At 65.9% G+C, this 25,446-nt stretch carries 24 protein-coding genes; 13 read left to right on the forward strand and 11 right to left on the reverse strand.

Going from position 1 to position 25,446, the window contains the following annotated elements:
• The first annotated feature begins 126 nt into the window (after positions 1-126).
• The gene (locus ACF3ND_RS17050) at positions 127-609 is read left to right on the forward strand and encodes an Lrp/AsnC family transcriptional regulator (protein ID WP_394062595.1); all 483 of its coding nucleotides are present in this window, start codon (positions 127-129) and stop codon (positions 607-609) included.
• A gap of 49 nt (positions 610-658) precedes the next feature.
• On the opposite strand, the gene ACF3ND_RS17055 is transcribed toward ACF3ND_RS17050, so the two are convergent.
• The 4 genes from ACF3ND_RS17055 to ACF3ND_RS17070 form a co-directional block, all read right to left on the reverse strand.
• Positions 659-1,777 (reverse strand): glycosyltransferase family 4 protein, encoded by a 1,119-nt coding sequence (locus tag ACF3ND_RS17055; protein ID WP_394062597.1) that lies wholly within the window; start codon positions 1,775-1,777, stop codon positions 659-661.
• A gap of 97 nt (positions 1,778-1,874) precedes the next feature.
• Positions 1,875-3,251 (reverse strand): bifunctional UDP-N-acetylglucosamine diphosphorylase/glucosamine-1-phosphate N-acetyltransferase GlmU, encoded by a 1,377-nt coding sequence (gene glmU / locus ACF3ND_RS17060; protein ID WP_394062599.1) that lies wholly within the window; start codon positions 3,249-3,251, stop codon positions 1,875-1,877.
• A gap of 27 nt (positions 3,252-3,278) precedes the next feature.
• Positions 3,279-3,977 (reverse strand): PhaM family polyhydroxyalkanoate granule multifunctional regulatory protein, encoded by a 699-nt coding sequence (locus tag ACF3ND_RS17065; RefSeq protein WP_394062601.1) that lies wholly within the window; start codon positions 3,975-3,977, stop codon positions 3,279-3,281.
• A 44-nt stretch (positions 3,978-4,021) separates the two neighbouring features.
• Positions 4,022-4,849 (reverse strand): NUDIX domain-containing protein, encoded by an 828-nt coding sequence (locus ACF3ND_RS17070; RefSeq protein ID WP_394062603.1) that lies wholly within the window; start codon positions 4,847-4,849, stop codon positions 4,022-4,024.
• Positions 4,850-5,124: 275 nt separating this feature from the next.
• Here ACF3ND_RS17070 and coxB point away from each other — a divergent pair, with 275 nt between their 5' ends.
• The 5 genes from coxB (at position 5,125) to ACF3ND_RS17095 (ending at position 9,253) form a co-directional block, all read left to right on the forward strand.
• Positions 5,125-6,285 carry a cytochrome c oxidase subunit II gene (coxB, locus tag ACF3ND_RS17075; RefSeq protein ID WP_394062605.1) on the forward strand — a complete coding sequence of 387 codons (1,161 nt, stop codon included), beginning with the start codon at positions 5,125-5,127 and terminating at the stop codon, positions 6,283-6,285.
• A gap of 79 nt (positions 6,286-6,364) precedes the next feature.
• Positions 6,365-7,969, forward strand: coding sequence for a cytochrome c oxidase subunit I (gene ctaD / locus ACF3ND_RS17080; RefSeq protein ID WP_394062607.1), 1,605 nt, complete (start codon positions 6,365-6,367; stop codon positions 7,967-7,969).
• Positions 7,970-7,986: 17 nt separating this feature from the next.
• Positions 7,987-8,100, forward strand: a complete 114-nt coding sequence (locus tag ACF3ND_RS17085) for a cytochrome oxidase small assembly protein (RefSeq protein ID WP_394062609.1) — start codon at positions 7,987-7,989, stop codon at positions 8,098-8,100.
• Between the two features lies 1 nt (position 8,101).
• Positions 8,102-8,326 carry a DUF2970 domain-containing protein gene (locus ACF3ND_RS17090; RefSeq protein WP_394062611.1) on the forward strand — a complete coding sequence of 75 codons (225 nt, stop codon included), beginning with the start codon at positions 8,102-8,104 and terminating at the stop codon, positions 8,324-8,326.
• Positions 8,327-8,377: 51 nt separating this feature from the next.
• Positions 8,378-9,253 (forward strand): cytochrome c oxidase subunit 3, encoded by an 876-nt coding sequence (locus tag ACF3ND_RS17095; protein WP_394062613.1) that lies wholly within the window; start codon positions 8,378-8,380, stop codon positions 9,251-9,253.
• A 39-nt stretch (positions 9,254-9,292) separates the two neighbouring features.
• Here the strand turns inward: ACF3ND_RS17095 and ACF3ND_RS17100 are convergent, their stop codons facing one another.
• Complete coding sequence (locus tag ACF3ND_RS17100; protein ID WP_394062615.1) at positions 9,293-9,499, reverse strand: twin transmembrane helix small protein; 207 nt, start codon at positions 9,497-9,499, stop codon at positions 9,293-9,295.
• A 26-nt stretch (positions 9,500-9,525) separates the two neighbouring features.
• Between ACF3ND_RS17100 and ACF3ND_RS17105 the strand changes: the two genes are divergently transcribed.
• From ACF3ND_RS17105 to ACF3ND_RS17125, 5 genes are read left to right on the forward strand one after another with little or no spacing between them, the layout of a single operon-like run.
• Positions 9,526-10,296 (forward strand): SURF1 family protein, encoded by a 771-nt coding sequence (locus tag ACF3ND_RS17105; protein WP_394062617.1) that lies wholly within the window; start codon positions 9,526-9,528, stop codon positions 10,294-10,296.
• Positions 10,297-10,333: 37 nt separating this feature from the next.
• Positions 10,334-10,927 carry an SCO family protein gene (locus tag ACF3ND_RS17110; protein ID WP_394065860.1) on the forward strand — a complete coding sequence of 198 codons (594 nt, stop codon included), beginning with the start codon at positions 10,334-10,336 and terminating at the stop codon, positions 10,925-10,927.
• Positions 10,928-10,930: 3 nt separating this feature from the next.
• Positions 10,931-12,004, forward strand: coding sequence for a heme A synthase (locus ACF3ND_RS17115; protein WP_394062619.1), 1,074 nt, complete (start codon positions 10,931-10,933; stop codon positions 12,002-12,004).
• The gene (gene cyoE, locus ACF3ND_RS17120; RefSeq protein WP_394062621.1) at positions 11,943-12,836 is read left to right on the forward strand and encodes a heme o synthase; all 894 of its coding nucleotides are present in this window, start codon (positions 11,943-11,945) and stop codon (positions 12,834-12,836) included. Before ACF3ND_RS17115 ends, cyoE begins: the two co-directional genes overlap by 62 nt.
• Positions 12,837-12,867: 31 nt before the next feature.
• Positions 12,868-13,476, forward strand: coding sequence for an SCO family protein (locus ACF3ND_RS17125; RefSeq protein ID WP_394062623.1), 609 nt, complete (start codon positions 12,868-12,870; stop codon positions 13,474-13,476).
• Between the two features lie 7 nt (positions 13,477-13,483).
• Here ACF3ND_RS17125 and ACF3ND_RS17130 read toward each other — a convergent pair whose 3' ends face one another.
• On the reverse strand, positions 13,484-16,108 hold the full coding sequence (locus ACF3ND_RS17130) for a cation:proton antiporter (RefSeq protein ID WP_394065861.1): 2,625 nt from the start codon (positions 16,106-16,108) through the stop codon (positions 13,484-13,486).
• Between the two features lie 262 nt (positions 16,109-16,370).
• Between ACF3ND_RS17130 and ACF3ND_RS17135 the strand changes: the two genes are divergently transcribed.
• Together ACF3ND_RS17135 and ACF3ND_RS17140 are read left to right on the forward strand one after the other, a co-directional pair.
• A complete protein-coding gene (locus ACF3ND_RS17135; RefSeq protein ID WP_394062625.1) occupies positions 16,371-16,808 on the forward strand; it encodes a hypothetical protein in 438 nt (145 codons plus the stop codon).
• Between the two features lie 96 nt (positions 16,809-16,904).
• Positions 16,905-18,956, forward strand: coding sequence for a TonB-dependent copper receptor (locus ACF3ND_RS17140; RefSeq protein ID WP_394062627.1), 2,052 nt, complete (start codon positions 16,905-16,907; stop codon positions 18,954-18,956).
• Positions 18,957-19,183: 227 nt separating this feature from the next.
• Here the strand turns inward: ACF3ND_RS17140 and rpoH are convergent, their stop codons facing one another.
• From rpoH to aspS, 5 genes are all read right to left on the reverse strand, one after another.
• Positions 19,184-20,077 (reverse strand): RNA polymerase sigma factor RpoH, encoded by an 894-nt coding sequence (gene rpoH, locus ACF3ND_RS17145; protein WP_394062629.1) that lies wholly within the window; start codon positions 20,075-20,077, stop codon positions 19,184-19,186.
• A gap of 303 nt (positions 20,078-20,380) precedes the next feature.
• Positions 20,381-21,274 (reverse strand): S-formylglutathione hydrolase, encoded by an 894-nt coding sequence (fghA, locus tag ACF3ND_RS17150; RefSeq protein ID WP_394062631.1) that lies wholly within the window; start codon positions 21,272-21,274, stop codon positions 20,381-20,383.
• A 196-nt stretch (positions 21,275-21,470) separates the two neighbouring features.
• A complete protein-coding gene (gene clsB / locus ACF3ND_RS17155) occupies positions 21,471-22,709 on the reverse strand; it encodes a cardiolipin synthase ClsB (protein WP_394062633.1) in 1,239 nt (412 codons plus the stop codon).
• Positions 22,710-22,754: 45 nt separating this feature from the next.
• Positions 22,755-23,606, reverse strand: coding sequence for an endonuclease/exonuclease/phosphatase family protein (locus ACF3ND_RS17160; protein ID WP_394062635.1), 852 nt, complete (start codon positions 23,604-23,606; stop codon positions 22,755-22,757).
• Positions 23,607-23,625: 19 nt separating this feature from the next.
• A complete protein-coding gene (gene aspS, locus ACF3ND_RS17165) occupies positions 23,626-25,416 on the reverse strand; it encodes an aspartate--tRNA ligase (protein ID WP_394062637.1) in 1,791 nt (596 codons plus the stop codon).
• Positions 25,417-25,446: the final 30 nt, after the last annotated feature.

A 25,446-nucleotide genomic window follows, 5' to 3' on the forward strand; every position in this document is an offset into this window, starting at 1 on the left:
GGAAATTTTATGTCTGTTTTTTTACCGTTATGAATTAAAATTTCACGCAAGAGTCTATCTGTAATTTTATTGTGCTCGACACGGATTTATGAAATTATATTTCATAACGATAGGACAAATTATGCCATGATTGATCTGGACGAGCTGGACCTGCGCATCCTGGAACAACTGCAGAACGACGCCTCCATCAGCAACCAGGAACTGGCCTCGCGCGTGCATGCCTCCCCGCCCACCTGCCTGCGGCGGGTACGGCGCCTGAGCGAACAGGGCGTGATCCTGCGCCAGGTCGCACTGTTGAATCCCGAACGCCTGGGGCCCAGCCTGACGGCCATCGTGGAAATCACCCTGGATCGCCAGGGCGAAGAACAGTTGCGAGACTTCGAACGCCTGGTGATGCCCGAAAAAGCCGTGCTGCAGTGCTACCGCGTGTCGACGGGCGTGGACTTCATCGTGGTGCTGCAGGTGCGCGACATGACCGCCTATCACCAGCTGGCGCACGCCTTGTTCACCACACAGGCCAACATCCGCAACGTGCGCAGCTTTTTCTCCATCCACCAGGCCAAATTCGAGACGCGGGTCCCGCTGCCCGCCCGGCCCGCGACGCCCTAGAACGAGCCGGCCTTCGAGCGCGCACGGCTCGCAGCCTTGGGCTACGGCCTCAGGGCCGGCCGGGACGGCGTCGCGCCTGCACCAGTTGGCCGTACAGGCGCAGGTAACGCTGCGCCATGGTGGCCGGACTATGTTCCTGCAGAGCCCATCGCCGGGCCTGCGCGGCCTGCCGCCGGACGGCGTCCGGCTGATCCAGCATGTCTTCCATGGCCTGCGCCAGAGCCTGGGCGTCGCCCACCGCGCACAGCCGGCCGCGTCCCTGATCCAGCAATTCGGGCAGGCCGCCGGCCATGGTGGCGGCCACCGGCACGCCATAGACGAAGGCGTCCAGCACGCTGGAGCCGAGCGCTTCGTGCCGGGAACTCAGGACAAAGCCATCCAGCAACCGAAAAGCCTGTTCCGGCCGCGGTTCGAAGCCGGCCAGGCGGTATCGGTCTTCCAGGCCCAAGCGGGCGATGAGTTCACGCGCAGCCGGGGTTTCGGAACCGTCTGCGCCAAAGTGCAGAAAAATGAAGTCCTGACGGCGCTGCGCCAGCAGCTGCACGGCGCGGATCAGCGTCAGCGGATCCTTCTCCGCCGTCAGAGCGGCGGTCGTGCCCAGCACGCGCAAACCCCGGGGGTTCCAGCGTGCGCGCAACGCGGCGACGTAGTCGGGGTCTTCGGGCAGGACCTGAATGGCGCTGGGTATGACTTCCACGCGCAAGCCCAGGCGGCGCGGTTCCGTCGCCGCGGCCTGACTGATGGCCGCCAGCCGATCGGCCCGGCGCCACTTCCAGCGCGTGCGCCGCTCCTTGCCCGTCAAGGAACTTCCTTGAGGCTGTTCGCTGCGCTGCCTATCCACGGGGAAGGCGGTGCGGCGCGTGAAGACGACGCGCCCAGGCAGCCAGGCGTGCAGCAGGGCCAGCCAGCTCATGCAGGAGGCCGTCTGCGCGTGCAGGACATCAAAACCACGCCCATGCCGCAGCAGATGCCAAAGGGCCGCCGGCGCGGACGCGCATTCCACCACGGTCATGCCCGCCGCGCGGGCTCGCCGGGCCAGCTCTTCGCCCTGGCGGGCCAGCAGGCTGACCTGATGCCCGGCCTGCTGCAATTGCTGCAGGGTCAGCAGGGTCTGCCGTTCGCCGCCGCGCCAGCCGCGCTCGAAGTTGAGTTGCAGGATACGCATCATGGAAACCGGGACGGAGCGCAGCGCCTCGCTCCAGGCCGGACCCGCCCAGTCCGGCTGCGAGCCCTGCCCGCAGCCTGGGCCCCGGCTTGGCGCAGGCTCATTTCGGCTTGCGCACCGGACGCTTCCAGCCGGGCACGCTTTTCTGCTCTGAGCGAGACAGCGTGAGTTGATCGTCGGGCGCATTGCGCGTCAGCGTCGTGCCGGCGCCGATGGTGGCGCCCCGGCCCACCGTCACGGGAGCCACCAGCTGCGTATCGGAACCGATGAAGGCGTCATCGCCGATGACGGTGCGGAACTTGTTCACGCCGTCGTAATTGCAGGTGATGGTGCCGGCGCCGATATTGACGCGCTCGCCCACGTCGGCATCGCCCACGTAGCTCAGGTGGTTGGCCTTGGAGCCGTGGCCCAGCTGCGTGTTCTTGATCTCCACGAAGTTGCCCACATGGGTATGGTCGCCCAGCACCGCGCCGGGGCGCAGGCGCGCATAAGGGCCGATGCGGGCCTGCTCGCCCACTTTGGCCTGCTGCAGATGGCTGAAGGCCTCCACCTGGGTGCCGGCCGCCAGCGTCACGTCGCGCAGCACGCAATGCGGGCCGACGCGCACGCCGTCCTGCAGGACCACCTTGCCCTCGAACACGCAGCCCACGTCGATGAAGACGTCGCGGCCGCACTCCAGCGTGCCGCGCAGATCGAAGCGGGCCGGATCGGCCAGGGTCACGCCTTGCTCCAGCAGGCGGCGCGCCTGCTCGGCTTGCCACAGACGCTCCAGCTGGGCCTGCTGCACGCGGCTGTTCACGCCCAGCGTTTCCCAGGACGCGGCGGGCTGGGCGGCCTGCACGGGCACGCCGTCGGCCACGGCCAGGGCGATGATGTCGGTCAGGTAATATTCGCCCTGGGCGTTGTCATTGGTGATGCGGCCCAGCCAGTCCTTCAGACGGGCGGTCGGGGCCACCAGTATGCCCGTGTTCACTTCCTGGACGGCTCGTTCCTGCTCGCTGGCATCCTTGTGCTCGACGATGCGCTGCACGGTGCCGTCCGCGCCGCGGATGATGCGCCCGTAGCCGGTGGGATCGGCCAGATTCTCGGTCAGCACGGCCACGCCCTGGCCGCGCGCCTCCAGGAGGCGGCGCAGGGTTTCAGGCTGGACCAGCGGCACGTCGCCGTAAAGCACCAGCGTGGCGTCGTCGGCCTGATCGCCGCCGGTCAGCTCGGGCACGGCCTGCTGCACCGCGTGGCCCGTGCCATGCTGGGGCTGCTGCAGGGCGAAGGCCAGTCCGTCCTGGCTGCCATAGGCTTCGCGCACGCGCTCGGCGCCGTGCCCCACCACAACCACGACCTTTTCCGGCCCCAGTTCACGCGCGCTGTCGAGCACGTGGCCCAGCATGGACTTGCCGGCGATGGGGTGCAGAACCTTGGGCAGGTCGGATTGCATGCGTTTGCCCATGCCTGCTGCCAGAATCACGATATTCAGCATAAAAAAAACACCTAGTAGGGTTGTCGATCAGGTTTTCTTGCCCGCGCTCTCGGGCGCCGTCCTGGCGGCGGCCGAGGATCGGCGAGCCGTCTTGCGAACGGTCTTCGCGGGCGCCGCGGCAGAAGAATCCGCCGCGGTTTTCTGTACTTGCTCCATGGCCTGGCCCGCCTGCTGTCGCAAGGCGTCCACCTGGCGCAGGGAAGCGGCCGTGGCGGCAGCCATGGCGTCGAACTGCTGTTGCAGCATGGTCCACCAGGCCTGCGCGCCAGGCCCCGCGGCCGGCTCCGGCGAATCGGCAGGTTCGGCGGGCTGCTGCGCCGGCGCCTCGGCCTGCGCAGCCGGTGGCGCGGCTGGCGGCGCGGCCGCCAGCGGATTCATGGCCATGAGGGCTTCAAAGGGATTCTGCCCGGCCGACAGGCCGCCTTGCTGCGACATGGTCTTGAGCGCGGCCAGCGTGGAGCGCTGGATCTCCAGGCCCTGAATGGTGGTGCCCAGCATGGACAGGTTGAGCTGCAGCCAGCTTTCCACGGCGCGCAAATCGCGGATGCGGCGGTCCAGGTCTTCGGCCGACAGGCTGGGCATCATGCCCGGGCCCAGTTCGGCGGCGCCGCCGCTGGCCATGTTCTTCCAGGCCTGCGCCATCATGTCCATGCTGCGCAGCAAAGGATTGGCGCTGGCTCCGCCCAGGGCGCTGAAATCGGGTATGCCAAAAGGATTCGCGTTCATGATTGCTCCGGTCGGGGTTGATCCGCTCCCTGGCAGGCCAGGGTTCAGGCAGGCAGCGCCAGGCGCTGCTGCATGCTGTCCATCAGCACGACCTGCGCCTCCAGCGTGAACAGGTCCGCCTCCATCATCTGCCAGGTTTCGTCCATGGTCAGCAGACGGAATTCGCTGACTTCGCCGTCCATATTGCAGGGCTGCACGCCGTCCGGCAAGACGCAGTCGCTGACCAGGGCGTTCTCCACCTGATAACCCTCGGGCAGGCGCCGGTGCATGCGCAAGGCAACGCGCAAGGGAGAGCAGCCGGCCAGAGATAGCGGCTGCAGGCCTGCTTCTTCGTAGCTCTCGCGCACCAGGGAGGTTTCCAGCGGTTCGCCCGAGACGGCCAGGCCGCCCACCAGCGTGTCCCACATATTGGGATCGGTGGACTTGGTGGGCGAGCGGCGCGCCGCCCAGATGCGGCCGTCCGAGGACCAGCCGTTCAAATGCACGGCCTGGGTCAGGAAACCCAGCGGACGCACCGCGCCGCGCTCGATGCGCGACAAGCGGCGCCCCTCGCCGACCACGTCCAGCAGCTCGTCGCGCCAGGCGCGGATGCAGCCGCCTTCCTGCAGCTTGAGCGCCACCTTGTCCAGCACCTGGGCCAAGCTCAGGCGGCGCCGGGAGCAGGCGCCTATGCGCAGCACGTCCTCCTCGATCGTCACCCCGGGCAGGGGTTCGATGCAGTCGGCGGCGCGCGCAGTGATCCACCCGGCGACGCGTCCGGCGACGGTGACGGGACGGCTGCCCGGCGGGGGAAGCTGCTGGATCTGGCAGGTCAGGCTCGCCATGCGCTGGCGTATAGCCTGGGCGAGCGCTCGGTTCTGGAACGAATTCATAAGCGGCGATTGTAATTCATGCCCTGCGCCATTACGGCTTTTGTAGCGTTTAGTCCAACCTTGTTTTGTAGGGACATACCCTGCCCTTGAAGGGTAAAGCGAGTTCGATATAATTTCCCCGAACAGTTAAGCTGTGAAAACTTCGAGCAGGCAACAAATCAGCAACTATAAGCCTGCCTCTGGCAACACCGCAGTTTCTTCCAGCGTTGGATTTTCGGAGCGTTGACACGGCCGAACCCCGGTTTGGCATGGCGACACCAAAAAGAGGGACAACAATGAAGATGTGGAGAAGTTTGTTTGCTTTGGGCGCCAGCTTCACGGCGCTGTCCAGTTGGGCGCAGGTCACCGATATGGCAGGGGGGCCGCGCGTCAACCAGTTGAACCTGCACACCGGCGTCACGCCCATCGCACAGGACATCGCGTGGCTGCACTGGATGATGCTGATCATCTGTACGATCATCTTCATTGGCGTATTCGGAGTGATGTTCTACTCCATCATCAGGCACCGCAAGTCCAAGGGGGCGGAGCCCGCGCGCTTTCACGAACACCTGGGCGTGGAGGTGGCCTGGACCGTGATCCCGTTCCTGATCGTCATCGGCATGGCCCTGCCGGCCACCAGGACCGTGGTGGCCATGAAGGACACCACCAGCGCCGACATGACCGTCAAGGTCACCGGCTATCAGTGGAAGTGGGGCTACGAATACCTGGACGGCCCGGCCTCGGGCGTCAAGTTCCTCTCCAACCTGGCCACGCCGCGCGACCAGATCGAAGGCCGCGCGCCCATCGGCGAGAACTACCTGATGGAAGTGGACGAACCGCTGGTCGTGCCGGTCAACAAGAAGATCCGCCTGGTCCTGACCGCCGAGGACGTCATCCACTCCTGGATGGTGCCCGAGTTCGGCGTCAAGCAGGACGCCATCCCCGGCTTTCTGCGCGACACCTGGTTCCGCGCCCACAAGGCCGGCATCTACCGCGGCCAGTGCGCCGAACTGTGCGGCAAGGACCACGCCTACATGCCGGTGGTCGTGCAGGTCCTGGAGCAGCAGGACTACGACAAATGGGTGGACGACCAGAAGAAGAAGCTGGCCGCCCAGGCGGACGATCCCAACAAGGAATGGACGGCCGATGAGCTGATCAAGCGCGGCGAACAGGTCTTCGCCCAGAACTGCGTGGCCTGCCACCAGGCCAACGGCAAGGGCATCCCCAATACCTTCCCGGCCCTGGACGGCGACGAGAAGTACGTCCTGGCGCCCATGAAGGGCCAGATCGAGACCGTGTTGAACGGCCACCCGGGCACGGCCATGGCGGCTTTCCGGGACCAGCTCAACGACGTGCAGATCGCCTCGGTCATTACCTATACCCGCAATGCATGGGGCAATGCCGGCAAGGGGCCCGACCCCGTCGTCAAGCCGGCCGATGTCAAGGCACTGCGCTGACAGAGCGCCGCCCGCACCGCCCATCACACCGTCATTCAAGCCCTGACTCCGGTCAGGGCCCCGCAGGAAGGAGTCAAGCATGAGCAGCGTTACCGTCGACCATGTAGCGAGCCCGAGCGGACATGATGATCATCATGCCCATGCCACACCCACGGGTTGGCGCCGCTGGTTGTTCGCCACCAACCACAAAGACATCGGGACGATGTACCTGATCTTCTCGTTCGTCATGCTGCTGGAGGGCGGCGTGCTCGCGCTGCTGCTGCGCACCGAGCTGTTCCAGCCCGGCCTGCAGTTCTTCCGGCCCGAACTGTTCAACCAGTTCACCACCATGCACGGCCTGATCATGATCTTCGGGGCCATCATGCCGGCCTTCGTGGGCTTTGCGAACTGGATGATCCCGCTGCAGATCGGCGCCTCGGACATGGCCTTCGCCCGCATGAACAACTTCAGCTTCTGGCTGCTGCCGGTGGGCGCCATCCTGTTCACCACGTCCTTCTTCGTGCCCGGCGGCGCGCCGGCCGGCGGCTGGACCATGTACGCGCCCCTGTCCCTGCAGATGGGCCCGGGCATGGACTTCACCATCTTCGCGGTCCACATCCTGGGGGCCTCCTCCATCATGGGCGCCATCAACATCGTGGTGACGGTGCTGAACATGCGCGCGCCCGGCATGACCCTCATGAAGATGCCGCTGTTCTGCTGGACCTGGCTGATCACCGCCTACCTGCTGATCGCCGTGATGCCCGTGCTGGCCGCCGCCGTGACCATGCTGCTCACCGACCGCCACTTCGGCACCCACTTCTTCAACGCCGCCGGCGGCGGGGACCCCGTGCTCTACCAGCACATCTTCTGGTTCTTCGGCCACCCCGAGGTCTACATCATGATCCTGCCGGCCTTTGGCATCGTCTCCGCCATCGTGCCCGCCTTCTCGCGCAAGCCCCTGTTCGGCTACGCGTCCATGGTGTACGCCACGGCCGCCATCGCCATCCTGTCCTTCCTGGTCTGGGCCCACCACATGTTCACCACGGGCATGCCGGTGACGGGCCAGTTGTACTTCATGTACGCCACCATGCTGATCTCCATCCCCACCGGGGTGAAGATCTTCAACTGGGTGGCCACCATGTGGCGCGGTTCGCTCTCGTTCGAGACGCCCATGCTGTTTGCGATCGGCTTCATCTTCGTGTTCACCATCGGCGGCTTCACCGGCCTGATCCTGGCCGTGGCCCCCATCGACATCGCCGTGCACGACACCTATTACGTCGTGGCCCACTTCCACTACGTGCTGGTGGCCGGTTCGCTGTTCGCCCTGTTCGGCGGCGCCTACTACTGGCTGCCCAAGTGGACGGGCCGCATGTACAACGAGCGCCTGGGCAAGATCCACTTCTGGTCCACGATGATTTCCTTCAACGTGACCTTCTTCCCCATGCACTTCCTGGGCCTGGCTGGCATGCCGCGCCGCTATGTGGACTACGCCGGCCAGTTCACGGACTTCCACCAGATCGCCACCATCGGCGCGTTCTGGTTCGGCCTGTCCCAGCTGCTGCTGATCTACATCGTGATCCAGGCCGCGCGCGGCAAGGGCGAGCCCGCACCCGCCAAGCCATGGGAAGGCGCGGAAGGACTGGAGTGGACGGTGCCTTCGCCCGCTCCACACCATACTTTTGAAACGCCGCCCGTCATCAAGTGACACCGGAGGATCCAGCCATGACGCCTGAACAACGACGCCGCAACCGCCGCACCGGCCTGCTCCTGGCCCTGTTCGTGGCGGCCGTCCTGGTCTGGACCTTCCTGAAGGGCAGCCAATTCCTGGGGCAGTGACATGGATGATGATTTCCGGGACCTCTCGCGGCGCAAGCTGAGCTTTTTCCAGACCCTCAAGGCCATCGCCTGGGGGTTCTTCGGAGTGCGCCGCGGCCGCGATCACGAGCAGGACATCGCCAAGATCAACCCGGTCTACCTGATCATCGCCGCCGTCATCGCCACCGTTCTTTTCGTCGTGGGCCTGGTCATGGTGGCCCGCTGGTTCATCGGCCACGCGGCCTGATCGCATCGCTTACATCGCGCCCCCGGGGCGAATAGGGAGAAGGAGAACAATATGCATGTCGAATCCACGGTCCATGCCTCCAAGGCGCCTTACTACTACGTGCCGGGGCTGTCGGGGCATCCGGTGCGCGCCAGCATTTCCCTCTGCCTGACCCTGCTGGGCGCAGCCACCTGGATCAACAACTGGTCCGGCGGCTTCTGGCTGTTCCTGGTGGGCATCCTGAGCTTCCTGGTGGTGCTGTACTTCTGGTTCAGCGACTCCATCCGCGAATCCGAGGGCGGACTGAACAGCGCCAGGGTGGACGTGTCCTATCGCTGGAGCATGTCCTGGTTCATCTTCTCGGAGGTGATGTTCTTCGCCGCCTTCTTCGGGGCGCTGTGGTATACCCGCGAGATCACCACCCCGCTGCTGAGCGACCTGGATCACCGCGTCCTGCTGTGGCCCGACTTCTCCGGCGCCTGGCCCAACCAGGGCCCGGCCGGCACCGTCGCCCCCTTCCAGACCGTGGGCCCTTTCTGGCTGCCCACCATCAACACGGCCCTGCTGCTGTCCTCGGGCGTCACCCTGACCATCGCCCACCACGCTCTGCGCGCCAGCAAGCGCGGCAGCGCCATCTTCTGGCTGTTCCTGACCGTGGCCCTGGGCTTCATCTTCGTGGCCTGCCAGGCCTACGAATACCACCACGCCTACACGGAACTGAACCTGAAATTCACCTCCGGCGCCTACGGCGCGCTGTTCTACATGCTGACGGGCTTTCACGGCTTTCACGTGATCATCGGCGCGACCATGCTCAGCGTCATGCTGCTGCGCCTGATGCGCGGCCACTTCACGGCCGAACACCACTTCGGCTTCGAGGGCGCGGCATGGTACTGGCACTTCGTGGACGTGGTCTGGCTGGGCCTGTACCTGTACGTCTACTGGTTCTGACCCTGCGCTCCAGGCCCGGGAAACCGGGCCTGGCCGTCTTCAAGCCATGGGCACGCCCGTGCTTTCTATCCAGCCCCAGTGATGGGCCAGCAACACGAACAGGAACAGCGCCACCGACAGCCCCACCCGCCAGGTCAGCGCAAAGGCCATGCGGCTGGAATTGCCCCGATCCCGCATCAGATAGACCAGGGCCGAGCCCAGCGACGCAATAATCCCCAGAAATACCACCAATACGAGCACACGCATTCAGCACCCCGCTTCAGGTTTCATTGATGTCCAGCAACACTCGTTTCTCTTCCCGCCGTTCCCTGCTCGCCCTGGTCTCATTGGGCCTGCTGATGATTCTGTTCGTCAGCCTGGGCCGCTGGCAGCTGGGCCGGGCTCAGGAACGCCAGACGCTGGCTCAGCAGATCGAACAGGGCCGCCGGCAAGCGCCTCTGCAAGTGGATTCCCAGGCCGCACTGGATCGGGGCGCCCTCTGGCAGACGGTCGCGCTGCATGGATCGTGGCGCGGCGATTTAACTGTACTCCTGGACAATCGCAATTTCAAAGGCAGGCCGGGTTACTGGGTCGCCACGCCTTTCGTGCTGGACCAGGGCACCCTGGCCGGCAGCGCCATCCTGGTGCTGCGCGGCTGGCTGGCGCGCCAGCCCGGCCAGCCGCCCCGTCCGCCCGCCGCGCCCGCCGGCCCGCAAGCCATCGAAGGCGAACTGCTGGAACGCGTGCCGCGCCTGTTCGAACTGGGCGAATCTTCCCTGCCCCGGTCCCTGCCCGACCCGTCCGGCGTCGCGCCTGTGGTGCAGAACCTGACCGTGTCCGAGCTGAGCGAGCGCAGCGCCCTGCCCCTGCAGCCGCGCGTGCTGGCGCAGACCAAGCCGGCCACGGAGCTGCTGACCGACTGGCCCGATCCGAACATCGACTTCGAGAAGAACCGCGGCTATGCCATGCAGTGGTTCGGTTTTGCCCTGATTGCCCTGTGCGCCTGGATCGGTGTAGCGTGGAAATGGCTGCGACGCTCCAGGCCAACAACAAGGAAGACCTGACGTGGAAACGACCCGACGCCCCGCCCGCCCGCGCTCCATGACGCCGCTGTACCTGCTGCTGGCGATCAGCCTGGCGCCCGTGCTGTTCGCCCTGGCCGCCTACTACATCCCCGGCCTGGGACTGCGCCCCGACGACAGCAGCGCCTACGGCCGGCTGATCGAGCCCCAGCGGCCCGTCCCGGACAACGCGGCCCTGCCGCTGCGCCGCCTGGACGGCCAGCCGTTCGACCTGCAATCGCTGCGCGGGCGCTGGGTGCTGGTCAGCGCCGACGACAGCGCCTGCCCCGAGAGCTGCGTGCGCAAGCTCTTCATCCTGCGAAACTCCCATGCCAGCCAGGGCAAGAACGTGGAGCGCCTGGCCCGCGTCTGGTTCGTCACCGACCAGGGCCAGCCAACGGAACAGATACTCCAGGCCTACCAGGGCACCCACATGCTGCAGGCCGACCCGCAGCGGCTGGCCGCCTTCCTGGCGCCGCAGGCCGGCGAAGCCGCGGCCGGGGACGCCCTGAAGAACGGCATGTGGATCATCGACCCCAACGGCAATCTGATGATGTCCTTTCCCGGCGACGCCGACCCCCTGAAGGTGCGCAAGGACATCAGCAAGCTCCTGTACAACTCGCGCATCGGATAAGGCATGGCGGACATACGACTACGCTATCGCAAGCTGGTCTACCTGACCTGGTTCCTGACCCTGGACCTGATCATGTTCGGCGCCTTCGTGCGCCTGACCGATTCCGGCCTGGGCTGTCCCGACTGGCCGGGCTGCTACGGCAAGCTCACGCCCCTGGGCGCGGGCGCGCACATCGAACAGGCCTACCAGGCCATGCCCTACGGCCCGGTCAGCTGGGGCAAGGCCTGGATCGAGATGATCCACCGCTACGTGGGCGCGGCGCTGGGCATGCTCATCATCGCCATTGTCTGGATGGCCTGGCGGCATCGCCGGGCGCTGGGCCATTCGGCCCGCCTGGCCACCTTCACCCTGCTGGCCGTCTGCGTGCAGGGCGCCTTCGGGGCCTGGACCGTCACCCACAAGCTCATGCCCATCATCGTCACCACCCACCTGCTGGGCGGCATGGGCGTGCTGGCCCTGATGACCTGGCTGGCGGCGCGCGAGAACCCCGGCCCGCCGGCCGCCCCGGCCACGCGGCGCTGGCGGCCCTGGCTCATCGCCTCGCTGCTGCTGCTGACCGTGCAGGTCGGCCTGGGCGGCTGGGTCAGCACCAATTACGCCGCCCTGGCCTGCATGGATTTCCCGCTGTGCCATGGCCAGTGGGTTCCCGACATGGACCTGCACGGCGGCTTCTCGCTGTTCCGCGCCCTGGGCGAGCTGCCCTCGGGCGAGATGATCTCCCAGGCCGCGCTGACCGCCATCCACTGGGTCCACCGCAACATGGCCTTCGCGGTGTTCCTGCTGCTGGGCACGGTGGCCTGGAAGCTGCGCGCCGATCCGGTGCTGCGCCGGCCCGCCACCCTGGCGCTGCTGCTCCTGCTGGCGCAGCTCGTCACGGGGTTAACCACGATATTTTTCCAGTGGCCTCTTCTGATCGCCGTCCTGCATAATGGGGGAGCCGCCGGTCTGGTGCTGACCTGCGTGACCCTGCTGGTACGGCTGTCCCGCAAGTCGACTGTCCTCGAAGGAAAACAGTATGACAACCACCGCTACCCTCGCCCAAGCTTCGCTCCTGCGCCAGTATCTGGTACTGACTAAGCCCCGCGTCACCCAGCTGGCTGTCTTCTGCGCCGTCATCGGCATGTTCCTGGCCACGCCGGGACTGCCCGATCCGGGCACCGTGGTGGCCGGCACGCTGGGCATCTGGATGCTGGCCGCGGCCGCCTTCGCCATCAACTGCCTGATCGAGCGCGAGATCGACGCCCGCATGCTGCGCACCGCCCGCCGCGCCACCGCGCGCGGCGCCATCACCTCCGCCCAGGTGCTGGCCTTCTCGGGCCTGCTGGGCGGCCTGGGCATGCTGGTGCTGTATTACTGGGTCAACGCCCTGACCATGTGGCTGACGCTGGCCACCTTCATCGGCTATGCCGTCATCTACACCGTCATCCTCAAGCCCCTGACGCCGCAGAACATCGTCATCGGCGGGCTGTCCGGCGCCATGCCGCCCGCCCTGGGCTGGGCCGCCGTGGCCGACTCGGTGCCCGCCGAAGCCTGGCTGCTGGTGCTGATCATCTTCATCTGGACTCCGCCCCACTTCTGGGCCCTGGCGCTGTACCGCCAGCACGACTACCAGCGCGCGGGCCTGCCCATGCTGCCCGTCACCCACGGCAAGACCTTCACCACCCTGCACGTCCTGCTCTACAGCTACATCCTGCTGGCCGGCACCATCCTGCCTTTCGTCATCCGCATGAGCGGCCCGCTGTACCTGGCCGCCGCCGTGCTGCTGGGCGCGCGCTTCATCCAGTATGCCCACCAGCTGCATCGCTGCTACAGCGACGAGCTGGCCCGCAAGCTGTTCCGGTTCTCCATCCTCTACCTGGCCTTGCTGTTCGGCGCGCTTTTACTGGATCACTGGGTTCGGTTAATCTGAGGAGATCTGACTTCCCCTTTCCCGTGTCCTTATGCTGAACCTTTCAAGCGCTGTTTCATGGCGACGCCTGCTGTTCGTCGCTTCCTTGGGCCTGCTGCTGTCCGCCTGCTCGCCCGAGCCCGCCCCGCCGGCTTTCCACGGCAGCAATATCAGCGGCTCGCACTTCGGCCAGGACCTGGAAATGGTGGACACCGAAGGCCGCACGCGCCACCTGAAGGACTACAAAGGCAAGGTGCTGGTGGTCTTCTTCGGCTTCACGCATTGTCCGGACGTCTGCCCCACCGCCCTTGCCCAGCTGGCCACGGCCCAGGAACTGCTGGGCGACGATGCCGCGCGCATGCAGGCCATCATGATCACCGTGGACCCGGAGCGCGACACGCCCGCGCTGCTGCGCGCCTACCTGAACGCCTTCAACCCCGATTTCGTGGGGCTGACGGGCAGCGCCGACCAGCTGGCCCGCACGGCGCGCTCGTTCAAGGCCTTCTACGCGCGCTCGGGCGCGCCCGGTTCAGGCCAGTACAGCATGGACCATTCCTCGTCCTTCTATGTGATCGACCAGCAAGGCGAGGCGCGCTCGCTGTTGCGCGGCGACGCCAGTCCGGAGGAAATCGCCCACGACGTGCGCCTGCTGCTGGGCTGACGCGGGTTCAGTGCGGCGCCGGCGCGCTGGCGGCGACCGGAATGCTGCTGCCCGGCTGCAGCGGGCCCACGAAACTTTCCGCCTGGCTCAAGGCCTGGGCCAGACCGAACAGGGGCGGCAAGGGTTCGTGCTTGCGCTGCCCCGACTCAAACTCCTTCCATACCTGGTAGGCGCGCTGGCGCTGGCGCACCACGGTTTCTATCTTTTCGCGCAGCAAGGGAGCCTTGGCCAGCAAGGCGTCGAAATCGCGCTCGGTCAGCATCAGAAGGCGGCTGTAGCCCAGCGAGCGCACCTCGCCCGCATAATCCGTGTGTTCGACGAGGTTGACTTCGCCTATGGTCTCTCCCGTGCCCAGCTCCACCGTGCTGCCGTCCGGCAGGGTGGTCTCCACCGCTCCCGAAGCGACGAAGTACATGGCGCGCATGCCGCCAAAGCGCAGGTGGATCTTCTGGTCCGGCAAGGCCAGGCGGGGACGCAGGCGCTTGGCCAGGCGCTGCTTGGTCTCGTCCGGAATCCCGTCGAACAAAGGCACCCGGCTGATCAGCTCTGACGCGCTCATGGCGATGTCCAGGGCCGGCCGCTTGTTCAGATAGCGCCAGCGCTGATTGATCTGCTTGACCAGGTCGGCGTACATCTCGCCGGTGATCAGCGAATGCGACAGCATTTCCCGATAGCGCGCCCGCTCCTGCGAGGCGGCGATGCGCGCCAGGTAGGATTCCTGCAGCCATTGCGCGAACACCGGATACTGCAGGGTCAGCGAGTGCATGGCGTCCTCCAGTTGCGTCAGGCGCAGCTGATGCGCCTGCACAATGGTTTCCGTGGCCTGCTGGCCCAGCAGGGGCGGCAGCTCCGTGCGCGCGAAACGGATCAGGCGCTCGGCCACGGAACGCTTGGCGATCAGGTTGGCGAAGCGCTTGGCCAGTTCGCGGGCCAGCCAGCCCTGCACGCCCATCAGGTAATGCAGGCGCAAGGCCCAGCGGAAACCGTAGGAATAGCGCAGGTCGGCGGCAATGGCGGACTCGAAGCCCGTCAGGCCGCCCTGGCGCACCGTGTCGTTCATGCGCTCGGCCCGGCTCAGCAAGGATTCGGCCGTCTTCCAGTCCACGATCTGGGACTTGAGCAGCTCATAGAACAGCTCCACCTCGCGCGCCGACAGCATGGCCATGCCCATCTTGATCTTCTGCGCCTCGGTCAGGCTCTGGATCTGGCCGGAAGCGACGCTGGCCTGGCTGGCATCGAAGACGGTGCACAGATGCTCGGTCACCTGCGGCTTGATCTTTTCCTGGCGGGCGAGCTCTTCGGTCTTGTCGCGCAGGTCCTCCAGCGCCAGGCTCACCGCCTGATCGCGCAAGTGCCGCTCCAGCGGCGTGAGCTGGTCCAGGCCCAGCCGGTGGATCAGGGGCCGCAAAGTCATGCCGTTGACGAACAAGGTCAGCAGCACGAAACCGGTGGTGGCCACGCCGATGAACTGGCGCACCTCATGCGGCACGGCATGCTGTTCGGTCACGGCCAGGGCCAGGGCCAGCGACACGGCGCCGCGCAGACCGCCCCACAGGATGACCATGCGGTAGGGCCGGCTGACGCGCGTGCCAAAGCGCGTACGCCCCAGCAAGGGCAGCACGCCGAACACCATGACGGCGCGCGCCAGCAGGGTGACCACGAACAGCAGGCCGATCAGGCCGACTTGCGTCCAGGTCATTTCCGCCATCATGCGCGGAATCAGCATGGCGGCGAACAGGAAGATCAGGGAATTGGCCAGGAAGCCCATCTGCGCCCAGGAGCTGGTCAGCAGCTCGAAGGTGGCGGGCGACATGCGGGTGCGGCCGGTGGAGCCCACCACCAGGCCGGAAATGACGGTGGCCACGACGCCCGATACGCCCAGGTAGTGCTCGGACACGAAGAAGGCCAGGTAGGCCAGCGCGATGGTCAGCGTGACCTCGGCCGAGGGCCAGCCGCGCAGCAGCACGAACAGGCTGCTGGCCAGGCGGCCCATCAGGTAGCCGGCCAGGGCGCCGCCCAGAAAGCTGATCAGGAAACTGTTCAGCACCGTGCTGCCCGACAGGGCGCCGCCGCCGGTCAGCACGGCCAGCAGCACCGAATACAGGGCGATGGAGGCGGCGTCGTTGAAGAGCGCCTCGCCCTCGACCAGCGTGGACAGGCGCTTGGGGGCGCCCACTTCGCGGAACACCCCGACCACGGCGACCGGGTCGGTGGTGGCGACAATGGCGCCCAGCATCAGGCATACCACCAGGCCGTAGGTCGAAGCCGCATTCAGCGCGTAGCCCACGGCAAAGGTGCAGACCACCACCGCCACCACGGCCATCATCAGGATGGGGCCTATGTCGTCCAGCAGACGCCGCAGGTTCATGGACAGCGAGGTTTCGAACAGCAGGATGGGTAGGAAAACGTAGAGAAAGGTCTCGGAGGAGATCTTGAAGGCCTGCAGGGTATCGAAAAAGTCCGACATGACCTTGGGCGCCCAGGCATGCAGGTGCAGCAATATGCCCAGCGCAAAGCCGATCAGGGCCAGCAGGACGGAATACGGCAGACGCAGGCGTCCCGCTAGCGGCGGCATGAAGGCCACCAGCGCCAGCAGGCCCGCCAAACCAAATACCAACTGCCCAATCTGCATCACAACGTCCTCTGTCATCGGCGATGAGCCGATCCGCGTAGGAGTGAACACCAGGCATGGCCGCAAGTCGGGCCGGATCGGCACGGGACGCCCCGCTCCCCGCAAAGATTAGCATAGCGCTTTTTACCTGAAGCACAGCCCGAGACAGGGCCTTTTCTACCAAAATTTACGTTTTTTCCGTACGCGGCGGGACCTCTTTTTTTCATGGACGGCTGCGCTGGAACAAATCCGTGAGCCGGGCGAATCGCTATACTGCTACGCCATGAGCTCCCCGCGCCCTTCTCTTGACGCCGCATCCTGGCCCAGACGCCTGGGCCTGTGCCTGTTGCTGCTGGGGCTCATGCTGCGCGGCGTGGTGCCCGCGGGCTACATGCCCAGGCAGACCGAGCAGGGCTACGCCCTGACCTTCTGCCTGCCGGCCGGCCAGACCCTGTCTCCCGAGGCGGCCCGGCAATGGACCGCCCTAATGGGCGAAGAGCCCGTCCAGCACCAGGACGAGGCCACCACCAGCGCCACCTGCCCATTCGCCATGATGCTGCAGGCGGCCCTGAGCCCCGCTCCGCTCGCCGCCCTGCCTCCCCTGCACAGCGGCCGTTTCCGGCCTCTGCTGCTGCCGGTCCTGGAACCGATCCCGGACCAGGCCTTCATCCGCGGCCCGCCCGTGGGCCAGCGCGCCCCGCCTTCTCTTCTTCCTGCCTGACTTCCCGCGCCCGGCTCGCGCCGCGCGCCCTTTCTATTCGAAGCCCCTGCCTTGCGAACCGTTCGCAGGGAGACCGGCGTTCCCTGGAATTCCGTCATGAAGAATACATTTGCTCCCGGCCTGATCAGCGCCGCCGTCCTGGCCTGCCTGTCCCATCCCGCCGCCGCCCAGACCCCGCCCGTCGAACAGCTGAGCCCCATCGTCGTCACCGGCGTGACGCCCGAAACACCGCTGCTGTTCAGCACCAATCCCAAGCTGCCGCGCCTGCCCTTGCCCGCCAGCGACGGCGCAGACTACCTGAAGACCATCCCCGGCTTCACCGCCATACGCAACGGCGGCAGCAACGGCGATCCCGTGCTGCGCGGCATGTTCGGCTCGCGCCTGGCCATCCTGGCCAACGGCAGCGCCATGCCCGGCGCCTGCCCGGCCCGGATGGACGCCCCGACCTCCTACATTTCTCCGCAATCCTTCGACGAGCTGACCATCATCAAGGGCCCGCAAAGCGTGCGCTGGGGACCCGGCGCCTCCGCCGGCACCGTGCGCTTCGAGCGCAAGCCGCCCGCTTTCACGGAACCGGACGCCACGCTGGAAGCCAGCCTGCTGGGTGGCTCCTGGGGCCGCCATGCCGGTGCGGCGGACTTTGCGGCCGGCAATGCGTCCTACTACACGCGCCTGACCGTCAACCGGGACCGGGCGCAGGACTATAGCGACGGCGACGGCGAACGCGTGCCCTCGCGCTGGAAAAAATGGAATGCGGACGTCTCGGTTGGCCTGACGCCCGACCCGGACACGCTGCTGGAGCTGAGCGCCGGAACCGGCGATGGCTACGCCCGCTACGCCGGGCGCGGCATGGACGGCACGCGCTTCAAGCGCGAGAGCCTGGGCATGCGCTTCAAGAAAGACATGGACCAGGGCCTGCTGCGCAATGTCGAAGCCCAGCTCTACTACAACTACGCCGATCACGTCATGGACAACCATGAGCTGCGCCCCTTCAAGCCGGGCGGCGGCATGTCCATGCCCATGGCGTCCAACGTGGACAGGCTGACCTGGGGCGCGCGCCTCAGCGCGGACTGGACGCTGCGCGAAAAACTGACCCTGACCACCGGCCTGGACCTGCAGCGCAGCCGCCACCGCAAGCGCAGCGCCATGGGACGCCAGGACTATCGCGACCAGCCCTGGATCAAGGATGCGGAGTTCGACAATCTGGGCGTGTTCACGGAAGCCCGCTGGGAGCTGGCCGACGGCTACCGCCTGGCGGGCGGCGCGCGGCTGGACCGGGCAGGAGCCAAGGACCTGCGCCCTACCCTGGGCAGCGGCATGATGAACATGCCCAACCCCGGCGCCGGCGTGCGCCGGCGCGAGACCCTGCCCAGCGGTTTTCTGCGCCTGGAACACGATCTGGAATCCATGCCGCTGAGCCTGTATGCCGGTCTGGGCCATGTGCAGCGCATGCCGGACTACTGGGAGCTGATTTCCCCCCAGCGCGGCCCGCAAGGCAGCGCCAGCGCCTTCCTGGGCGTGCGGCCTGAAAAGACCACTCAGCTGGACATAGGCGCGCAGTACAAGGGCGAGACCCTATCGGCCTGGGCCTCGGCCTATGCCGGCCATATCCAGGACTACATCCTGTTCGACTACCCATCCGGCGGCATGATGGGAGCCGGCGCCCAGGCACGCAATGTGCAGGCCCGCATCATGGGTGCGGAACTGGGCGCGGGCGTTCAGGCCGGCCGGGACTGGAAGCTGGGCGCCGCCCTGGCCTACGCCTGGGGCCGCAACCGCAGCGACGGCCGCCCCCTGCCGCAGATGCCGCCGCTGGACCTGCGCCTGAACGCCGATTACACGCGCGGCGCCTGGTCGGCGGGCGGCGTCTGGCGCCTGGTGGCCGCCCAGAACCGCTACGCGAGCGGCCAGGGCAATGTGGTGGGGTATGACTTCGGGCCGACCGGCGGTTTCGGCACCGTGTCCCTGTATGGAGGCTACAAGGTCAACCGACATCTGGCATTGACGGCGGGCGTGGACGATGTGTTCGACAAGACTTACAGCGAACACCTGAACCTGGCCGGCAACAGCGGCTTCGGCTACGCCGCGGCGACCCGCTTCAACGATCCGGGGCGCACGGTCTGGCTGAAGGCGGCCCTGTCGTTCTAAGGCCGGCTGCACCGGGCGGGACATCCGCCCGGCGCGGGCAAAAAAAAGGGACACCCTTGCTGGTGTCCCGTAAACATCCGCTTCAAAAGGGAGGGGAAGAGGAGAAGCCGAAGCGGACGACATATGCTGGAATGCGTAGGTGGCAATAATCAGCACATGTATTGTTTAGTCCGCCGTGAGGAGCTTAAGTTCTTCGATTTCCCGAAAAAGATGTAACTGTTTGAGTCTTAAACCGATCCGGCCAGGGCCAGGCGCAGCTTCTTGAATGCGGCGGACTCGATCTGGCGGATACGCTCGGCCGACACGCCGTATTCGGCGGCCAGTTCGTGCAGCGTGGCGCCGCCCTCATCCTGCAGCCAGCGGGCGCGCACGATGCGTTGGGAACGTTCGTCCAGCGCGGCTATGGCTTCCTCCAGGCCGCTGCCCTCCAGCATGTCCCGGGCGCGACGCTCCAGCACCTGCGAAGGTTCCTCGTGGCCGTCGTCGGACAGGTAGGAAATGGGCGCAAAGCTCTCGTCGTCGTCGCTGGGCGCTTCCAGCGCCAGGTCGTGGCCCGACAGGCGCACTTCCATTTCGCTGACATCCTGCGGACGCACGTCCAGTTCGCGGGCGATCTCGTCCACCTGTGCCGAGTCCAGCGTCTGGCCGTCGGGCCGCATGCGGCGCAGGTTGAAGAACAGCTTGCGCTGGGCCTTGGTGGTGGCGACCTTGACCATGCGCCAGTTGCGCACCACGTATTCGTGGATTTCGGCCTTGATCCAGTGCACGGCGAAAGACACCAGGCGGACCCCGCGATCGGGGTCGAAGCGCTTGACGGCTTTCATCAGGCCCACATTGCCTTCCTGGATCAGGTCGGCGTGCGGCAGGCCATAGCCCAGGTACTGGCGGGAAATGGAAACCACCAGGCGCAGGTGCGACATGATCAGTTCACGGGCCGCGTCCAGGTCCCCCTTGTCGCGCAGGCGCTGGCCCAGTTCTGTCTCGCGCTCGGCGCTGAGCAGCGGCAGGCGGTTGACGGCGGAAATATACGCTTCAATGGTACCCAGAGCGCCTGGATTGGAGACCGCAGCGACGAGTTCATTACCAGACGCCAGGGCCAAAGCGTTCGCTTGTTGTGTCATGGAAAATCCTTCAAAAGTCGGCCGGCGGGAACAAGAAGCTCAAACACGCACCGGACGAAACGTATATCGATGTTGATCTCAGTTTAGCACTCTGGCGTGGGGAGTGCTAAAAAATTGCAATACAGGATTAGGAGCCCCTCAGCAAGAAAAAGTTCCAGCCTGATGACAAAAAACAACCCGTCTACGGCACGCCCCGGCGCGGGCTGGTAATAAAAAAACAGGCAGGGCAAGCCCTGCCTGTCCGCAGCTTAGCGCCCTTACAAAACAAAAACATGACAGGGCGCTACGCCATCCTTCACATCCTCACAGCCGTTCAGCGTGAAAGCGCATATGGTCCTGGATGAAGGTGGAAATGAAGTAGTAACCATGGTCGTACCCTTCGTGGCGGCGCAGCGTGAGCGGCTGTTCAGCCCGCTCGCACGCCTGCTCGAAGGCTTCGGGGTACAGTTGCTCGGCCAGGAAGCCGTCGCTCAGGCCCTGATCCACCAGGATGCCGGCGGGATATGGCGCGCTGGCTTCCGCCATCAGCACGCTGGCATCATGCGCCTCCCAGGCCTGGCGGTTCTGTCCCAGATAGGCGCCAAAGGCTTTTTCTCCCCAGGGGCAGCGAGTGGGCGCGGCGATGGGCGCGAAAGCGGATACGGAGCGGTACTGGCCCGGGTGGCGCAGGGCCAGCGTCAGGGCGCCATGCCCGCCCATGGAATGGCCGAAGATGCCGGCGCGCGCCGCATCGCCGGGCAGCACCGCGGTCGCCAGCTGGAACAGCTCGCGCGCCACATAGCTCTCCATGCGATAGTGCGTGCTCCAGCCCGGCTCGGTGGCGTCCAGGTAGAAGCCCGCCCCTGTTCCCAGGTCCCAGCCCTCGTCTTCCCCGGGCACGCCCGCGCCGCGCGGGCTGGTGTCCGGCGCCACCAGCATGATGCCGTGCTCGGCGGCGTAGCGCTGCGCGCCGGCCTTGATCATGAATGTTTCTTCCGTGCAGGTCAGGCCCGCCAGGAAGAACAGCACGGGCACACGGCCCTGGCCCACTGCCTGCTCCAGGCTCGCCGCCCCCTTGTGCGCCTTGGCCTGCAGCTGCGGCGGCAGATAAACGGAAAAGCGCATGGGCAGGCCGATCGCCTGCGACGCGTGTTGGTAATAGCGCTGCCAGCCATCGAAGCAGCGGTGTTCGTTCAACAGTTCCAGTTCCTGTGTCATAGCCCTCTCTTGGTAGGATGTTCTCTCCGGCTTTCCGCCTGGGCGGCGCAAGCGCGCAGCCAGACGACGCCAAGCCATAATGTATAGAGCTATCGGCTCAAAGGCCAGCGGCCCGGGTTTTTTCGCCTAGATGAGGAACGCCGCCGGCCCCGCGTATCCTCGTCGCGAACGGCAAGGCCGGCGCGAAGGCGCGTGGTCAATACAAAGACGATTTCCCCGTCAGCAGCACGCCCAGCCGCAGCATGCCATATGCCAGGTAGTCCACCAGGCGGCTCAGCGGCCCCAGGCTGCGGTACTGCTCCGCGGTCACCTGCCTGGAACAATCGCGAATCTCGCGCTCCAGGCGCCGGCGCAGGTCGGCGGAAAAGCCCGCGTCATCGATCAGCACATTGGCTTCGCGGGCCAGCAGCAGGCTGAATGGGTCCAGGTTGGACGAACCCACCATCGAGTAGTCGTCCACGACCGCCACCTTGGCGTGCAGGTAGCTGGCGTTGTATTCGTAGAGCTCGATCCCGTCGTCCAGCAACTGGCCGTACATGTAGCGGCAGGCCCGATACTGCAGGAAGTACTCGGCGTGGCCCTGCAGCAGCAGCCGCACCCGTATCCCGCGCGCCGCGGTCTTTTCCAGCTGGCGGCGCAGCTTGCGGCCGGGGAAGAAGTAGGCATTGGCCAGGATCACGTCCTGGCGGGCGGTCGCGAGCAGGTGCAGATAGGCTTTCTCGATCTGCTGACGGTATCGCACATTGTCGCGCAGCAGCAAAGTGGCGCGCAGTCCCTTTTCCGCCAGTGGGTGCTGGCGCATCCAGTTCCGGCGCCGCTGCTGCTGCCGGAGCCGCCACTGCAAGAAGCGCTGGGTGAAGCTCTCCCAATCGTCGCGCCGGCGCCAGGCCATGCGCAGCCACAAGGCCTGCTGCGCACGCACCATATCGTCCACGATGGGTCCCTCGCAGCGCACCGCGAAATCAAAGCGCGGATTGGTCCGCCCGTCCAGCAAGGGAACGTCGTCGAAATCGTCCAGGATATTGATGCCGCCCACGAAACCGATGCGCTCGTCCACCACGAGCACCTTGCGATGCAGGCGGCGCAGACGGCGCAAGGACAGGCGCGGTTCGCGCCAGCCGCGCGGCTTGGGTCTGTAGATGCGGTAGCGGGCGCGCATGGCGCGCAATTGCTCGGCTATCTGCAGGGCATGGCGATCGCTGCCGAAGCCGTCGATCACCACGCGCACGCGCACGCCCCGGGCGCTGGCCTCGCGCAAAGCCTCCAGCACGCTGTGCCCGCTGTCATCCAGGTTGAAGATATAGGTTTCCAGATGGATGCTGTGCTGCGCCTGGGCAATAGCCCGGCAGATGGCCGGGAAGAAATCCTGGCCATTCTGCAGCAGGGTGATCCGGTTGCCGTCGTGCCAGACGGGGTCGCGCTTGAGGCGAGGCATGGCGGTGATCGGCCTGGCAGTTGCGCCGTCAGACGGACGGGCCCGTCAGGGCAGCTCCAGTTCGGTCAGGATGGGCGCGTGGTCCGAAAGCTGCTTCCACGGATCGCCGACCAGCACGCGGGCATTGCGCACGGCAAAGCCCCGCTGGTAGACGCGGTCCAGGCGCAGCCAGGGAAATACCGCGGGGAAGGTGCGCGGCGGCGGCGTCATGCGGGCCGCGCCATTGACGCCGAGCTGGATGCTGCCGGCGGGCGGCTGGATGACGCCCTGGCGCAAAGTGCGCAGCCAGTTGATGGGCCGGCGCAAGCGGAAACGGTGATCCACCTGGCCCTGGGGGGAAAAGGAAAAGACTTCGTACAGGTTGAGCTGCTGCACGAAGATGGGGGCCAGGCGATTGTTCCAGTCGTTGAAGTCCCCGGCGATGAGCAAGGGCTCGTCCGCCGGCACGATGCGCTTGATGCGGTCCAAGAGGGCCTGGATCTGGCGCACGCGGCCGTTGTTGAACAGGCCCAGGTGCACCACGATGCAGTGCACGGGCCGACCGTCGACCTGGATGACCGCATGCAGCAGGCCGCGCTGCTCCAGGCGATGGTCCGAGATGTCCTGGTTTTCATACTGCAGGATGGGAAAGCGCGACAGCAGCGCATTGCCGTGGTCGGTGTGCTGGCGCACCACGTTGCAGCCATAGGCCGTATGCATGCGCAGCGCCGCCGCCAGGGATTCGTGCTGGGCGTCCAGGCTGCCCTGCAGCTGGTTGCGGCCCTGCACTTCCTGCAGGAAAAGCAAGTCGGGGGACAGGCCGTAGAGCCCCAGGCGCAGGTCTGCCAGGGACTCGCGCTTGCCGGAGGCTGACCGGCCCTTGTGGATGTTGTAGCTGACTACCCGTATCACCGACACGTCGTCCCCCTACACAGGCTTATTTGTTTTCGACAGCTCGCAGGCGGATGTGCAGCTCGCGCAACTGTTTCTCGTCCACGGCCGACGGCGCCTGGGTCAGCAGGCACTGGGCGCGCTGCGTCTTGGGGAAGGCGATGACGTCGCGGATGGAGTCGGCGCCCGCCATCATGGTGACCAGACGATCCAGGCCCAGGGCCAGGCCGCCGTGAGGCGGCGCGCCGTACTGCAGCGCGTCCAGCAGGAAGCCGAACTTGAGCTGCGCTTCCTCGGCGTCGATCTTCAGGGCGCGGAACACCTTGCTCTGCACATCGGCGCGGTGGATACGGACCGAGCCGCCGCCGATTTCCCAACCGTTCAGCACCATGTCGTAGGCCTTGGCGAAAGCCTTGCCCGGATCGGTCTCGAGCAGGTCCTCGTGGCCGTCCTTGGGGCTGGTGAAGGGATGGTGCGCGGCGGTGTAGCGGTTTTCTTCCTCGTCGTATTCGAACATGGGGAAGTCCACCACCCACAGCGGCTTCCAGCCGTTCTCGACCAGGCCATGTTCCTTGCCGAAATCGCTGTGGCCGATCTTGATGCGCAGCGCGCCGATGGCGTCGTTGACCACCTTGGTCTTGTCCGCGCCGAAGAAGATCAGGTCGCCGTCCTGGGCGCCGGTGCGCGCGATCAGCTGCTTGAGCGCATCCACGTGGATGTTCTTGACGATGGGCGACTGCAGGCCTTCGGGGATGGAAGCGGCGTCGTTGACCTTGATGTAGGCCAGGCCCTTGGCCCCGTAGATGCCCACGAACTTGGTGTAGGCGTCGATTTCGCTGCGGGGCATGGCGCCGCCGCCGGGCACGCGCAGGGCGACCACGCGGCAGGCCGGATCATTGGCGGGCGCGGAGAACACCTTGAAGTCCACGTCGCGCATCAGGTCGGCCACGTCCACGAATTCCAGCTTGACGCGCAGGTCGGGCTTGTCCGAACCGAAGCGCTGCATGGCTTCGGTCCAGCTCATGGTGGGGAAAGGCTGGGGCAGCTCGACCTGCTGCACCTTCTGGAAGATGTGGCGCACCATGCCTTCGAAGATCGCGCGGATCTCGACTTCGTTCAGGAAGGAGGTCTCGCAGTCGATCTGGGTGAATTCAGGCTGGCGGTCGGCGCGCAGGTCCTCGTCGCGGAAGCACTTGGTGATCTGGTAGTAGCGGTCAAAGCCCGACACCATCAGCATCTGCTTGAACAGCTGAGGGGACTGCGGCAGGGCGAAGAACTGGCCGGCGTTCACGCGCGACGGAACCAGGTAGTCGCGGGCGCCTTCGGGCGTGCTCTTGGTGAGCATGGGGGTTTCGATGTCGATGAAGCCCAGCTCGTCCAGGAACTTGCGCGCTTCCATGGTGACCTTGTAGCGCAGCATCAGGTTGTTCTGCATTTGCGGGCGGCGCAGGTCCAGCACGCGATGCGTCAGGCGCGTGGTCTCGGACAGGTTGTCGTCATCCAGCTGGAAGGGAGGCGTCACCGAGGCGTTCAGGATCTCGATCTCGTCGCAGATGATTTCGATCTCGCCCGAGCGCAGGTCGGGGTTGACGGTGCCTTCGGGACGGGCCTGGACGCGACCGGTGATGCGCAGGCAATATTCATTGCGGATGCGTTCGGCGATTTCGAAGGCTTGCACGTTGTCGGGATTGACCACCACCTGGGCCAGGCCGGCACGGTCGCGCAGATCGATGAAAATCACACCCCCGTGGTCGCGGCGACGATGTACCCAGCCAAACAAATTGACCGTCTGGCCCAGGTATTCTTTGGAAACCTCGCCGGTATAACACGTACGCATCTAGGATGACTCCGAAATAGTAGTAAGACT

It is taken from the genome of Alcaligenes sp. WGS1538 (genome assembly GCF_043187505.1).
In the GTDB taxonomy this organism is placed as follows: Bacteria; Pseudomonadota; Gammaproteobacteria; order Burkholderiales; family Burkholderiaceae_B; genus Alcaligenes.